Source organism: Methylobacterium sp. J-077, assembly GCF_022829365.1.
In the GTDB taxonomy this organism is placed as follows: Bacteria; Pseudomonadota; Alphaproteobacteria; order Rhizobiales; family Beijerinckiaceae; genus Methylobacterium.
On sequence record NZ_JAKSYJ010000070.1, the window covers coordinates 1 to 12,007 of the forward strand.

The following is a 12,007-nucleotide window of genomic DNA, read 5'->3' on the forward strand; positions in this document are numbered from 1 at the left end:
CTTATCGCGCTCCGCCCCCGAAAAGCCGAGACTGGTACCTTCAGCAGGCCACCTGCAAAGCCGACCCAAGGCCTGCCGGAGGCTCTCGCCAGAAGGATCGCCCACGACGATTTCTGATGGGGAGCGACTGAGGCTTCTCGAGTGTCTGGGGTGGGTGGGAAGCGGAAATGGGCTGTACGCGCGGAAGCGGACCTTCGACTCTGCGCCCATACAGGCCATCCATCTCTATCTCAAGGCCTCCTCAAAGCAGACCTAGCCGCCACCTGCAACTGTTCGTGGAGGCCTACAACTACGGTCGCCGGCTGAAGACCCTGCGAGGCCTCACCCCCTACGAATTTATCTGCCAGACCTGGACGAAAGAGCCCGAACGCTTCAGGCTCAATCCGTCACACCATATGCCGGGACCAAACATCTAGCCAAATTTGAAAGGCTGTGGGCAAAAATCGGTCGGCCGTACGGCGAGGTTGAGCATTTGGTTACCCGCGCTTCGGCTTCTGTTGGTCCAGGATCTCGGCCAGGATTCCACCGGTTCGCGTCGGCCTCGCGGCGGTCGCAGGCTTCGCCGTAGCGGTGGCCTTCGCGACGGGGGGACCGACAAGCCGCAGGCGGCGGTAGGGCGTCAGAACCGCGCTCTCGCGGAAGAACTTGCCCGGGTCGGCGGCCTCCGCCGCGGTCTCGGCGTCTTGCACCGCGGCTATGGCAGCCGCTTCATTTCGAAAGGTCCCGACCATGGTGGCCTTGAGCAGGTGCACCCGCTTGCCGGAGGTGCCGGTAGCGTTCGGCCGGAAGCCCTTGGCCTTCAGCGCATCAGTGTAGGCCTTGCGCGCATCGGCGCTCGTGTCCTTGCCCTTTTTCGGATCCTGATAAAGCGTAAAGGCGTGCAAGTACTCGCCCGCCGTCGAGTCGTCTTCCGCCATTGAAATCGTCTCCAAGTGTAATTTATCGCGGCCGATAATTTGCATCGATGCGAGCGGGTCGCGGCCTATAGTAGGGCGCCGGGCACGAAAACAGTCTTTTCTCTTGCCGAGCTTGTCGCGTCGCCGCCGCGTGCAAGATCCACACACGCGAGCTGTCAGCGGTCCATCTCGTCAATTGCGCACTGACCGGCGCTGTATCGAACGCAAGGACCTCGGGCAGGTTCGCGGACTTCAAAGCCGCCAAGCGCAGCGCGCTCGACCCCGCGACAGCGCGTGCGCCCGGCCATCTCGCGCCGGCCCAAAACCCTTTCGATCCGCACGGATCAGTTTGACGCTTCAGCGCCATACCTTCCTGCGGGCGGAAATTCATTCCTTCGTTCAAGCCCCGGCGTTTACAGAAGGCCGATGAAGCTGTATCGATTGTCATTCCTTCACGGTGTGCGGTGTTTGCGCAAAATCGAATCACGTCTCCTGGCCTGAATCCTGTCAAGCTTGGATCGAAATTTTTGATCCCAAATATCGTGCATTTCAATTTCTAGTTCATTACTGAAAGCGCAGAGAGCAAGGGGTGTCCTACGGACGCTCATCGGGAAACGATCGGGAGTCCTGGCTCCCATCGGTTCCCATCTGATCCAAGATCAGCCGTTCTGCATGCCGCAGTCGTAGGTCGACTGGGGCGAATCCAGATAATGCCGGACGAACTGGACGAGGCCCCCTCAAAGTCCTGAGACGACGACGCAATCCGGATCCACAGCCCCAGATCCCGACTCAGATCGGGAAATTCGGTCGCTTTCCGCGCGACGGCTGCCGAACACGCGCGCTGTTTGGACGATTCGGAACGTCCCTCGCATGCCCTTCCGGAATGTCGGACACTCAACCCGCGGGTGATAGTGCGGCCGTCGATTGCACCTGCGCGGCGCCGTGCCGAGAGGTCGATCGGCATCTCGCCAAGCGCGGCCGTTCCGAAGCTTGATCAGTTCGCGGCGGTGCAGCGTGTCCTACGGCCGATGGAGAGGCCAAGGCAGCGACAGCTGTCTGAAGCATGTCCACAGTCAGCCCCGTTTCATCGGGTTCGAGCGAGGCGTCTGTCGAGGATTATCGCGGCGGCAGGGACGAAGAACGCAAACGTTGGACGATTCGATGGCCTCGTGGTTGTGGGCGAGCTGTCAGCGGAATGCGAGTCAGTCGAAGGTCCGCACGATGTCCCGGCGCTCGGGCTGCACGGCAAAGCCCTTCGGCCAATCTTGCGGCTCGACGATCTCGACAGTGATGACACTTGCCGTGCCGGCGCGCTTACCCTGTAAGGCGCGGGCGGCCAAGCAGCCGGCAGGGACGGCCACAGCTGGCGCAAGGCGCGAAGGAGTACACGCCGCCGTGGCTGCATGCAGGCCTGTGGCGGAGACAGCGGCAACCCGCCGGCGGCTGTCCACTTCTGTGCGCCGGTGGCGCGTGCGCCCGACGACCCGTGGCGCCGGATCGAAGTTACGTTCTACCGCCACGCCGACGCCCCAGGAACGCAATGCCCGGGCACCAAGGCTGCAGCCTGCCGGCCCAGCTTGGCACCCGACCCACTCCCGGTCGTCCATCGTGCGGGCTTGGGCGAGGCGCTCGGACGCGCCGGCCTACGATAGGCGCGAGAACCAGTGGTGCACCGTTTCTTGCGCGAGGACGACCGGAGGCAGGCGCAGCCCGTACGCAGGATCTGGAGAACGTCGTCGCGAACCGCGCGCCGCGTTCAGCGCTGCCGTCTGCCCGTGCCGGATGGTGCCAGGGCCAGCGGCGCGGCCATCGCCCATTCGGCATCCCTGAGGCAAGGCGCATCAGGCAAGCTCTCGCGCCGAAGCCCCGCACGGGCGGCGGGCGTGTGCATCAGGGTTCCAGGGTCAGACCCGTGACGCCCGCCGCTAACCAAAAGCCAAGCTGCTCGGTTCACTATGAAACGGGGCTTGGAGGTCGAGCGCCATTCGCGACCCGACAGGCCCGAGCGGCGACGTTCGCGGTGAAGCCGTCACCCCCTGGGACGCGGGGCTGACTACAGCGACCACACGCTCGCGCAGATCCACCGACAGGGCTGAAGGCATGGCGATCCTGCCTCGTAAGCCCAGCCAGTGAAGCACACGCGCGCCCAACCGCCTAACTCCAACGATTCAAGCCGCGCGGGCACGGCTCTAGTCGATCCGTGAAGATGCGTTCCGGCACCAAGCCGGCCGCCGCAAACGCCATCAACGCCGCGAGGCGGGAAGGTTGTCATTCGCGCGTAGGAAGGCGATCGAGAGAGCCGGAGGTCCATCCGAGAAGAACAGAGACATTTTGGTCTCGCACCCGACGATCGATGGCGCCCAGGAACTGATTTTCATCAGGTCCTGACGGAGGCGTTCTTTGTCGAGATGTACGTATCGTTCGCATGAACTGATATCTTTGTGTCCAAGTAACTCTTTCACCGCATACATATTGAAATTGCTCGCAACGAAAATGAGGCACGCCGCAGTATGTCGGTGATCATGCAGGACATAATCTACGAGGCCGGCACAATTAAATGTTTTTCGAGCTCTCTTGAAAAACGTGCAGTATGTGAGCGGCGTCCTCTTACGTAAACGATTATTTCGATATGTGAAGACAAATTCAGGATGATCGCCGCGGACTAATCCGATGATTTGACGCGTCTCCGGGGTTAAGGGAATCCCATGAATGGCCCCGCCTTTGTTGCGAATTGAGATGACACCAAGCCTTTCGTCGATATCAGACCAGCGCAAATTGACGACAGCCCCAACACGTATACCCGTTAGCCACATGAACTCGTGAACCAAGGCATCCTTGTCGGGTGCCTCCTTGACCAGGGCCTCCATTTCGTGCGCCCGCAGATAGCGGGCTCGCTCGTTATGCGGGCGCCTACCGATCGTCGACCAAACAATGTACGGCAGATTCTTAACTTGAAGCTCTTTAAGGGCCAAATTATACATACCGCGCATCGGGTCGAGTACGCGTCTGTTTATGGTCGCTTCCTTCAATTTTCTTCCTGTGGGACTTGTCTTTTCGTCTCTGTATCGATTGGCTATCTTGCGGAGATCATGCGCCCTGATCATGCAGATGGGCTTATCAGCTCCCAACTCGTCAACCAGTTGCCGCGCCGAGCGACTATTGTTCCGGAAATTCCGATCGTTCCTGTTCGTGGTCCGATGCTTTTGGATCCACTGCTCCAAAACTTCCCCGAGAAGGTATGTTTTACCTGACATCGGCGCTGTCTGAACAGCATTCCTGTCGAGGCTGCGCGCCATCGCAAATTTTCGCTGCGCCAATTCATCTTTAACGACGTCGCGAGCCGCTCTCCTGTCGTGCTTTCCCGTCGCGATCGTGATGCGATCTACGCCCTTGCCAACATCATAGTGGTAAGTTCCGTCGGGCCGCTTGTAGAGGCCGTCACCGTTTCGTCTGCGCGGCATGAGAGACTCTCCCTTGAGGATAGCGCGCACGCGTTCACCGCCGGGACGCGGAATCCCAGTGTTGAGACGATGTCGTGCGGCAGATGATCAGTTCGATCTACCGGACGTCGAACGACTTGTTTTTCGACGCCGCTGTGCGGGCGGTCTCGCCTCTATATTGTCTCCAGAGACACGCGCGCAGAACCGCGCGACGTCGCGCGCCGTAAACGAGCGTCTGACCTTCACCCTTCCGAATCCGCGCAGCGCATACGAGATGGTTCCCACCAGAGCATGCTGCCTGAGTGTCTTCGTGCTGAGACCGACAAGCATCGCGACCTCGGAAAGGCTCATATAGATGCGATCGCCATAAGATGATTCGATTTTCTTCGTGAGATCAAGCAGATTATTTTGCCTCTGCATCAATAAATCCGCGTTTCCATCACAAGTTATCCCTGTTCCTGCTTCGAACTGTGATCTTGAAATCCTGCGCGACATGGCGTTCAAGCTCCTCGTTCGGTGACATCACCGCGGAATCCACACCTTCGTCCTAGCGGCACCGTTCCTTCGCTCCGGCGTGCAGCCACGTCCGGGGGACGCCCATCGCCCACTCCTTTCATGGCGCCCGCGTCGCGACATCCCGCGGCGGCTCAAGGCTCATCGACCGGCAGCCACGTCAGGCGTGCCGAACCTGCGGCGCCGCCCGTCACGAACGCCGCCGCCTCGTGGGCAGTGCGGAAGGCGATGAAAGCCGCGACGAGCAGGAGGCGGGGATCGGCATGGGCGACCAGAACGCCGCGCGCTTTCAGCTCGGTCCTGCGTGCGACGATCCACTTCGCAGCACCGCGCGTCTCGGCGAGGATCGTCGATCGGGGCAGGAGGACCGTCTCACGGCCCAGCATGGACGCACGGGCGTTGGCGCCCGCATGAGCCATCTCGTGCGTGGTCCAGGTCGCTCCCTCTGGGTCGACACCTCTGGGAAGCGCGGCAATCCGCGCGGCCAAGGGTTCGGTGACCGGCTCGACATCGGCGATGAGTCCCGGAGCGACGAGACCGAAGAGCGGGCGGACATCCGCAAGCATGCGCGTCGCCGCGACGACGTCGTAGACCGACGCCGTGCATCGCTCAGGGTAGCGTCCGAGGACGCGGCCGATCCTCCCGGCATGGACGATCTCATCGACGAGGCGTCGCTGAAGGATGAGGCGCACCGTCTCGTTCATGACGTTCGGTCCCGTCATCGCGATGGCCTCGTAGACGAAGTCCAGCTTCGGATCCGTGGCGTGACCGGCCAATCGCTCGCGCAGCATTCCCGCTTCTCCGACGACCGCGCGCGCTTTCTGGGACGGCTCCTCGGCCACGCCGATCAGCAGGTAGACGCCTGGTCCGAGGAGGTCGGGAACCTCGAGCATCTCATCGAGCGCCCAGGCAGGAGCCGCGTGGACGGTGACGGCGGAATCCATGAACGCGATCGTCAGAACCCCATCGCCGCGCGAGCCGCGAAGAAGACCTTTGATCGACCGTGGTATTGCGGGCGTCATCGGCAACGCTCCTTCCCCATCTCCGTCGATCCACCGGCACGCCTGCCCGTCGTGGCGGCGCTGATCGGCCTTGAGCCCGATTTCGGCGATCGTAGACACGAACGAAAGCCTAGGCTTTCGATCTCCGGATCCCTCCTCGACCGGCTGCGCCTGATCCAATCCGGCCTTCACACAGAATCCATGCGTCGGCCCGATACGGTTCCGTGCATCTCCCACCAAATATGCAGGACGTCTCGCGCGAATGCCGTCCAGATCGATCGCGAAAATTGTCTTTCTATGCGTGTCCTGCGAAACGAATATTAACTTTATTACGTTTATTGGATGCCGTCTTTTGGGGCTGGCGAGCCTAGACGGTAGAACCGCGAGAACGTGCGGGCGTACCCTGTGACTGGATCGAACGTGATGAGTTCGCTCGTCCTGCAGATATGTCCGTCCTCGATCTTTGGATGGCCGAAGACGGTTCCAAGGAGGTACGGAAGCGGCATCAGAAAGAGCTGCCAGTCGAATAGGTATGGAGCATCGCGCAGGTCCAATTCGCCGGGGTGCTCGCCGCGCGCAATACGCTCCAGGTCCTCCGCAAGGGCGCGGTACTTGCTGGCCCGATGCGTGAGTTCAGGAAAGGGACCCGGACCTCGGTTCAGAATCGACATGACGCCAATCCCCAGTTGTCGGCTTTGGTCGACACCACACAGTGTCGTCTCAGCTCTTCGTCCCGCAGCCGGAGCTACTCGAAAGCTGATTTTTGGATGTCGTGATGCTTGGGGTGACGCCTGACGTGACCGCCTCCAGCGCGCGCTCAATTTCTATGCTCTCAAGCGAGCGCTGCGCGATCAGAAGCTCGGTCAGACGATCCAAGCCGGCACGTCGTTGCGACAGGATGGACATGGCAACACCGAACGCACGCTGCAGATCACGCTCGATGGCGACATCGAGACCGTTCGGCATCGGGTCGAGGGGGCGAACGGTGATCCGGCCTTCGAGGCCCCAACGACAATGCATCTGCCCACAGAGCTCGGTTGCAGCGACGAGATCCGCTGCTGAACCGACGCTGGGGGCGCCAAGCACGAGGATCTCAGCTGCACGTCCAGCGAGATAGACTGCGAGTTGATCACGCAGGTCCCGGCCGGTCGGATACAGGTCCCTTGCTTTGAGCCTCGTCTCGCCACCCAAGCCGGGACCGCTGTGCAGGGTGACGGCATGAAGTTCGAACCCGAGGGCATGTGCGACGACGGCGTGCCCGCTCTCATGCACGGCGGCGCGCCTATCGTCGGCTTGGCTCGGAGCCTCGTCCGCATGGCCGATCTCGGCCATGAGATCCTTCAGCGTGAGGGCGCGATCTGCGCGCCGCGCGTGGCCGCGGGCTCGGCGTACCCACGCCGCGCAGTCCGCACCCGTGCCGCCCACCGCCCGCCGCGCGGCATCAGTCAGGTCGGCGTCAGGCAGATCCTGCCCGAGATGATGACGTAAAATCACGGCGAGATCGGAAATCGAGGGAGGTTGGATGGTGATGCATCGGTCGAAGCGTCCCGATCGAAGAATAGCGGGGTCGATCCGTTCCGGGTGGTTCGTGGTACCGACAAGCAGGATTCCGGCCCGCCCGCCGGCGCCGTCAAGGCATTCCAGGAGCCCGTTCACCAGCTGGGTCCAGTAATCTCGGGCATAATGCGCGAAATTGCGCCGATCTCCGAACGAGTCGACCTCGTCGATCAGAGCGACGCAGGGAGCTGCCTTCCCCGCCGCTTCGAAAAAGGCGCGCATAGCCTTCAGGGTCGTGCCCAGATGGGCTTCACCCGCCGCCTGCCACTGGGCGAGCGATCCGGAGAGGCACGGGACGCCAGCCTGTCGAGCGAGGGCAGCCGCAAAGGACGTCTTGCCCGTTCCGGGCGGCCCGGCGAGGAGGACCGCATGCTCGCATGCAGACCACGGGATCGTCTGCTTGGCATAAGCCGATAGATCGGCGGCCGCCGCGAGACCCCATTCGTGGGCTGCGCCGTATCCTGCGAGGTCCTGCAACAACGGCACGTCCGTCGATCGACTTCGGTGTAGGCGCTTTCTCAGGATAGCGGAGAGCCGGTCGAGCGACCCTTCCGCACCTCGGGCGGGATGGACGGCGACGCGCAGATCCAGCGGTTCGATCTCCGAGGCTTCATCCTCGGAGAGACGTCTGTCCGGCGCCGTTCCGACGACATATTCCAGAAGCAGTTCGACAGCCTCGGGGTCGAAGCTTTCAATAGCGAGCCGCTCGTCGCACGCTCGCAGAAGCTCGTCGGGCAAAGGCGGGCACACGGGCCCGGTCACGCCGATCAAGGTGCGGTAATCGCGTATGGCCCGAGATATACGGGCTGGGTGATCTGGGTCGTACTGACGGCTCTTGGCTCCTGCCGTAATAACGACCGGCACGTTGCGGTACCGGCGCCTGCCGGGCTCCGTAGGAGCCGGCGGACGTTCGATATCCGGCCCGAAGACCGCAGCGAGAGCCTTCGCCATCGGCTCGACCCAGTGCGCATTCGGGACTTCGACGATAACCACGGGCGCGGAATTCCGAATCGCCCTCTCCAAGCCGGCATTGGCCGCCAGGGCCGCGCCGAGGAGGATGGTCGCGCCGGCCACTTCGAGACCGGGATTCTTGAGGACGTCGGTGCGATCCGTGCACTCGGAGGCGGGGGCGCGGCACGCGTCGAGACGCTGGAGAAGACGCCGGATCATCGTTCGCCGCGCCCGGTCCGCGCTCACGGATGAGGACCGTTTGGATTTCGTTTTCGTGCCGCCCGACCGGGTCATCGCTCAGGATCTCCGGCTGGCACCTGAACATCCACCAGGCCCGGAAAAGCCAGTTCGATCATCGCCAGCACGTCGCGCGATTCATCTTGGCCTGGAACCGAGCCAGCGGCACCCGCTCGCTTCCTCAGGGACGAGGACACCAAGCGCGTATTTCCACCCCGGCCGAGGGCGTGTTCGATGCCTGTCAGCGTGTCCGAGCGCTCCGGCTCCCGCGAGGGCAAACCGCCGAGAAGAAGAACGTGATGGCACCCGCAGCGGCTCGTACCCGCGCCGAGCGTACCGAGGCAACGACGCCAGTCTCCGGAATTCAGGAGCCGGACGGTCGTCCATCGCTCGGCATCGCATCCGACGAGCATGCACGCCTGTATCCTCTCACCGGGGCAGAGTTCCGACAGGAAGCCGAGGCTGTCGACCGGTGCGAACACGATCCACGCGTTCTTCCCATGCAGCCGGAAAGCGAACCGCCCGAACGGGTCTCCCGCGACGGCCAAGGCGTACCTTGCGGCGCTCTTCGCGACCCTGTGCAATCCGGGGCAGCTTGCGGCTACCTCGTCGGAATGCCGCAGAGCAAGCCTTCCGGCTGATGCCGGAGTGATGACGCCGCTCTGGGCGAGGGCCGTCAGCCAATTGACGGTTCGATCGGCAAGGCCGGTGAGCGCGCTCAGCTTAATCGCAAGCGGCTCTTCCGAGGCTGACGTGGGTAGGCGCCGCATAGCCGCGAGGCTTCGCACCAGGCCGGCGACGGTTTGCTTCCGCGCACCGGAGGGTGACGCATCTACGAGCAGCCGACCGCTCGGGAATTGGAGGACGATGTTGCTCTCAGCCATCGCTGGCTCCATGTGGAAGATGATCGTGCGGCCTTTGACGCGATCGCTGCCGTCCGAACGGGCGTTCGCCTCGCGCGGCCGAAGACCGGGTTCACGCGGTTCCGGTACCGCGGTGAATGGGATCAGACTGCGTGAATGGGGTGCCAACCCAGTGCTTCCCAACACCAGTTCGGATGGGGGTGCCGGAGCCGTACGACACTCTGGTCGGTAATCCCGGCCATGAGATCCATCGTGAAATGCCCGCCGTATACGAGACCGAAGATGCGATTCCGCGGATGCGGCCCTGCCAACGCTGCTTCGCAGTCAATAAGCGAAGCCCCGTCGCCCCGAGCGTCGATACAGGTGGTCAGCGTCTCCAGGTCACCGCAAGCCGGGACCATCTTGGTATGGTAGATGCGCTTGGCGTTGTGGAGCCGCGGCTGCAATCGGACCTCGGCGGGCGGCACGATCAGAACCGATCGACCGACGGCCGACTCACGAAGGCCGACACCGATGGCACGGTCCTTCAGGCGCCCTTGATTCCACGTGTGGTCCGTCGGAAGGATAACGCCGAATTCGCTGCTATTTTGTCGAAAACGGAGGGCCGAGATCGCATCCTCGCCAAGACCGACTTCTCGCAGCAGACCGGCGAGTTCCAAGTCCTCACCGAGCCGAACAGCGCCGTATATGGAAGCCAGAACCGACGCCTCGTATTCGAGGCGCTTCGCATTCAAACAGCCTCGACGCATCCGCCATCGGAGGGCGGACAGCGACGCGTGCCGACGCGGCGGGGGATCTTCCTGGATCATGTGGCTGCTTCGATCTCGATCGTCCTGGGACGACCGCGCGCTTGCGGATGCTGATCGAACGGGTTCCGCCACGTGGCACGATACCGTGCATGCGTGCGCATTCCTTCAATCGAAGGAATGACGCGGCTCGTCTTGCTTGACGAAACCGCCATATCAGCCGATCTTGAAGGTATCGGAAAAGCATCCGATCCCGCCGGCCTGAGCAGGTCAGTTTACGGCGTAGTATCGGATGCGCCGAATCATCATTACCCTGTAGACGATAATGCACATTGGGTTCAAATCAAGGGAAAATTTCGACTTTCTTCGCGCGCGCCATTTTCGCGCGGCTCGCGTGCTGTTGGATTGGACGCAGGAGGAACTCGCTCGGAAGGCGCACGTAGTGAGGCGTACGGTCGTGATGCTCGAAGCCGGTACGGCCCGCACCCAACCGCGAAAGATGCAGGCCGTTCTGGCGGCCCTCAGGGCCGGCGGGATCAGGTTCGTTTGCAGTAGCGATGGCGAAGTCGGCCTGATCGACGGTAATGCGCGGCCTGATCCATTATCCAAACCCGCGCGCCTTGGGGTGGACCGCATCGAGCGACTGCGGACGCGTGTTAGCGGTCGCCGTCCGACCGTCGTATAAGCTGCCAGGGTTCGAGCCGAAGCGCCCGCGCCAAGCGTTCCAGATTGTCGATCGAAAGGTTTCTCAGGCCACGTTCGATCCCGCTGATATACGTGCGGTCGATCTCGCTGAGATCCGCCAGCGCTTCCTGAGTGAGGCCCCGCTCTACCCGCATCCGCCGCAGATTGGTCGCGAGTATCTCTCGGAGAGCGCCTGGATAGGTCCGTTTCACCCACGCATCGAGCGTGGATGTGGACGATAAGACGACGGACTTTAAGTCACATTCGTAACGGCATGGGCGATTGACCGGCCCCCACAGGGTGGTCCGGGGGTGAAGTTAGTGCGCGGTGGGCCTGGAGTTGACCCCGTTTGTGGTCCACGGCCTATGCAAGTTTTCGGGCGGTGACAGCTTGGTTGGCGAAGGCTCGGGGCGTCAAGCCGCCCAGGGCCGTGTGGGGTCGATCTTCGTTGTCGTGGCACCTCCATTCCTCGATGCGCTCGCGGGCATCGGCCAGCGACAGGAACCACGAGGCGTTCAAGCATTCCGCTCGGAGGCGGCCGTTGAACGACTCGATGTAGGCGTTGTCGGTCGGCTTGCCCGGTCGAGAGAAGTCGATCTCGACCCCGTTCAGGTAAGCCCACTGGTCGAGCATGCGGCCGGCGAACTCCGGCCCATTGTCGACCCGCAGGCTCTTGGGCCGACCCCTCAGCCTGACCAAGGCGTCGAGCGCCTCGGTCACTTGGAAGGCACGGAAGTTGGCTCTCGGCGTGAGTGAGAGCGCCTCTCGCGTGTGGCAATCGACGACGGTCAGAATCCGGAACGGACGCCCGTCGAAGACGCGATCAGACATGAAGTCCATGGCCCAGACCTCGTTGGGTCCGCCGATCGCGGGTCGCCCTTGTCGGTAGCGACAGGCCCGTTTGCGCTTGGGCAGCTTGGACCGGATCGACAGCCCCTCGTCCCGGTAAATCCGGTACGTGCGCTTGTGGTTCACCTCCCAGCCCTCCCGCCGCAGCAGGATGTGCAGCCGTCGGTAGCCGTAGCGGACCCGTGCGGCAGCGAACTCCTTCAGCCGCATCCGCAGTGCCACCTGCGGGTTGGAGCGCTTCCTGTAACGCTGGGACGAGTGGCCGAAACC

The 12,007-nt window shown here is 62.7% G+C and carries 10 protein-coding genes and 2 pseudogenes; 2 read left to right on the forward strand and 10 right to left on the reverse strand.

Features of this window, described 5'->3' with window-relative positions; translation table 11 throughout:
* Positions 1-260: 260 nt before the first annotated feature.
* Positions 261-416 (forward strand): annotated as a pseudogene (locus MKL11_RS04340) (integrase); the annotation flags it as partial.
* Between the two features lie 60 nt (positions 417-476).
* Here the strand turns inward: MKL11_RS04340 and MKL11_RS04345 are convergent.
* The 8 genes and pseudogenes from MKL11_RS04345 to MKL11_RS04380 form a co-directional block, all read right to left on the reverse strand.
* Positions 477-917 (reverse strand): hypothetical protein, encoded by a 441-nt coding sequence (locus MKL11_RS04345; RefSeq protein WP_243940604.1) that lies wholly within the window; start codon positions 915-917, stop codon positions 477-479.
* 1,063 nt (positions 918-1,980) lie between these two features.
* A pseudogene (locus tag MKL11_RS04350) lies at positions 1,981-2,787 on the reverse strand (transposase).
* 352 nt (positions 2,788-3,139) lie between these two features.
* Positions 3,140-4,357 carry a tyrosine-type recombinase/integrase gene (locus tag MKL11_RS04355; RefSeq protein ID WP_243940606.1) on the reverse strand — a complete coding sequence of 406 codons (1,218 nt, stop codon included), beginning with the start codon at positions 4,355-4,357 and terminating at the stop codon, positions 3,140-3,142.
* A gap of 626 nt (positions 4,358-4,983) precedes the next feature.
* Positions 4,984-5,970 carry a hypothetical protein gene (locus tag MKL11_RS04360; RefSeq protein WP_243940609.1) on the reverse strand — a complete coding sequence of 329 codons (987 nt, stop codon included), beginning with the start codon at positions 5,968-5,970 and terminating at the stop codon, positions 4,984-4,986.
* A 215-nt stretch (positions 5,971-6,185) separates the two neighbouring features.
* A complete protein-coding gene (locus MKL11_RS04365; RefSeq protein ID WP_243940611.1) occupies positions 6,186-6,521 on the reverse strand; it encodes a DUF6634 family protein in 336 nt (111 codons plus the stop codon).
* Between the two features lie 49 nt (positions 6,522-6,570).
* Positions 6,571-8,652 carry an AAA family ATPase gene (locus MKL11_RS04370; RefSeq protein ID WP_243940613.1) on the reverse strand — a complete coding sequence of 694 codons (2,082 nt, stop codon included), beginning with the start codon at positions 8,650-8,652 and terminating at the stop codon, positions 6,571-6,573.
* Positions 8,649-9,479: a hypothetical protein gene (locus MKL11_RS04375; RefSeq protein ID WP_243940615.1), complete on the reverse strand. Its 831-nt coding sequence runs from the start codon at positions 9,477-9,479 to the stop codon at positions 8,649-8,651. Before MKL11_RS04375 ends, MKL11_RS04370 begins: the two co-directional genes overlap by 4 nt.
* 122 nt (positions 9,480-9,601) lie before the next feature.
* Positions 9,602-10,267: a hypothetical protein gene (locus MKL11_RS04380; protein ID WP_243940617.1), complete on the reverse strand. Its 666-nt coding sequence runs from the start codon at positions 10,265-10,267 to the stop codon at positions 9,602-9,604.
* Positions 10,268-10,529: 262 nt separating this feature from the next.
* On the opposite strand from MKL11_RS04380, the gene MKL11_RS04385 reads away from it, so the two are divergent.
* A complete protein-coding gene (locus MKL11_RS04385) occupies positions 10,530-10,889 on the forward strand; it encodes a helix-turn-helix transcriptional regulator (RefSeq protein WP_243940618.1) in 360 nt (119 codons plus the stop codon).
* Here MKL11_RS04385 and MKL11_RS04390 read toward each other — a convergent pair.
* Together MKL11_RS04390 and MKL11_RS04395 are read right to left on the reverse strand one after the other, a co-directional pair.
* The gene (locus MKL11_RS04390) at positions 10,861-11,100 is read right to left on the reverse strand and encodes a helix-turn-helix domain-containing protein (RefSeq protein ID WP_243940620.1); all 240 of its coding nucleotides are present in this window, start codon (positions 11,098-11,100) and stop codon (positions 10,861-10,863) included. The two genes, MKL11_RS04385 and MKL11_RS04390, sit on opposite strands and share 29 nt — an antisense overlap.
* 151 nt (positions 11,101-11,251) lie before the next feature.
* Positions 11,252-12,007: IS3 family transposase (locus MKL11_RS04395; protein ID WP_243940622.1), on the reverse strand; the 756-nt coding region annotated here is incomplete at its 5' end.